The sequence below is a fragment of the Blautia caecimuris genome (assembly GCF_024622975.1).
Lineage (GTDB): Bacteria > Bacillota > Clostridia > Lachnospirales > Lachnospiraceae > Blautia_A > Blautia_A caecimuris.
In genome coordinates, this window is record NZ_JANJZT010000083.1 from 1 (window position 1) to 1575 (window position 1575).

The 1575-nt window shown below is 42.9% G+C and carries 2 protein-coding genes; both read left to right on the forward strand.

All coding sequences use genetic code 11. From position 1 onward, the window contains the following. Nucleotides 1-125 precede the first annotated feature (125 nt). Nucleotides 126-1376: an IS256 family transposase gene (locus tag NSA57_RS19390; RefSeq protein ID WP_257465847.1), complete on the forward strand. Its 1251-nt coding sequence runs from the start codon at nucleotides 126-128 to the stop codon at nucleotides 1374-1376. Nucleotides 1377-1378: 2 nt separating this feature from the next. Then, nucleotides 1379-1561 carry a hypothetical protein gene (locus tag NSA57_RS19395; protein ID WP_257465848.1) on the forward strand — a complete coding sequence of 61 codons (183 nt, stop codon included), beginning with the start codon at nucleotides 1379-1381 and terminating at the stop codon, nucleotides 1559-1561. Nucleotides 1562-1575 lie beyond the last annotated feature (14 nt).

Sequence of the window (1575 nt, forward strand, 5' to 3'; positions counted from 1 at the left end):
GAGGGTGTAAAATAAAGTGTGTAAGTTGAGAAAAGCAAATTTCAAAACTTACGCACTTTGTTTGCTTTAACAGAGTGTGTTAAGATAACAGGAAAGGATTAGAAAGAAGGATGGACACACTCACTATGACAAGAAGAAAAAAAGAAGCAACACCAAACAGACAGCTGGCGCAGGCTATCCTCGACCAGTACCAGCCCAAAAGCGTAGAGGATATGCAGGATGCGCTGAAAGATATTTTCGGTCCCATGTTTGAAGCAATGCTGCAGGGGGAAATGAACAGCCATCTGGGCTATTCCAATAACGAACGCGGTGAAAAAGAAACTGTCAATCGGAGGAACGGTTATACAAAAAAAACATTGAAAACAACGGTTGGTGATGTCCCTATCGAGGTTCCACGCGATCGGGAGGGCACTTTTGAACCAGTTGTTGTACCGAAAAGAAAAAGAGATGTCTCTGCTATTCAGGACAAAGTGCTTTCTATGTACGCCAAAGGAATGAGCCAACGTGATATTGCAGATACGATCGAAGATATTTATGGATTTGAAATTTCCCACGAAACCATCTCAGAGATCACAGATAGTGTTCTGGAGCAGTTGGAAGAATGGCAGAACCGTCCATTAAAACGATTTTATACGTTTCTGTTTGTAGACTGCCTGTATGTTACAATCCGAAAAGATTACGAAACAAAGAACTATGCAGTCTATGTCATTCTTGGATATGATGTGGATGGGCAGAAAGATATTCTGGGTTTGTGGCTGAGCGAGTCGGAAAGTAAACATCAATGGATGCAGATTTTTGATGAGATCAAAAATCGCGGTGTGGAAGATGTTCTGTTTCTTTCTATGGATGGCGTAAGCGGACTGGAAGAAGGAGCAAAAGCAATCTTCCCGCATGTGATGGTACAAAGATGCATCGTTCACCTGATCCGGAACTCCATCAAATATGTTCCTAACAAAGATTATAAGCGTTTTACAGCCCAGCTAAAAAAGGTTTATGGGGCGGCCAGTTTGAAAGCGGCGGAGTCCGAATTTGAACGTTTTCGCCAGGCGTGGAGCCAATATCCAGGAGCCGTGGATGTATGGGTGCGGAACTGGCAGCATGTAGCACAGCTTTTCAGCTACGGAAGTGCGGTACGAAAAATCCTGTATACCACAAACGCAGTGGAAAGCGTCAATTCAAGTTTCCGCAAAGTGACAAAAAAAGGAGCGTTTCCAAACGAAAATGCGTTGCTGAAACTGTTGTATTTACGAATAAGCGAGTTATACAAGAAATGGAACAAACGCCCGCAAAGCAACTGGGCACTTGTCCGAAACCAACTGGATATGGATGAAAAAATACAGGAACGCATCCGTAAATATGAGAATGGAGGATTCTGAAAATGACCCTTCATGAAAAGTGGGAAAACATAGATCACCGTTTAAGAATGCTGGAGACTGCTGATCAGGAAGAAGAAGCCGGATTACTCGGCGAAGCGTATGAGAGATTGATTTCTGCTTATCAGGAAGCCCGTGAATTAAACGACGAAATGGAAGGTCTTGTGAAAGATGCTTTAACAAATTAACTCAAAAGAGTGCC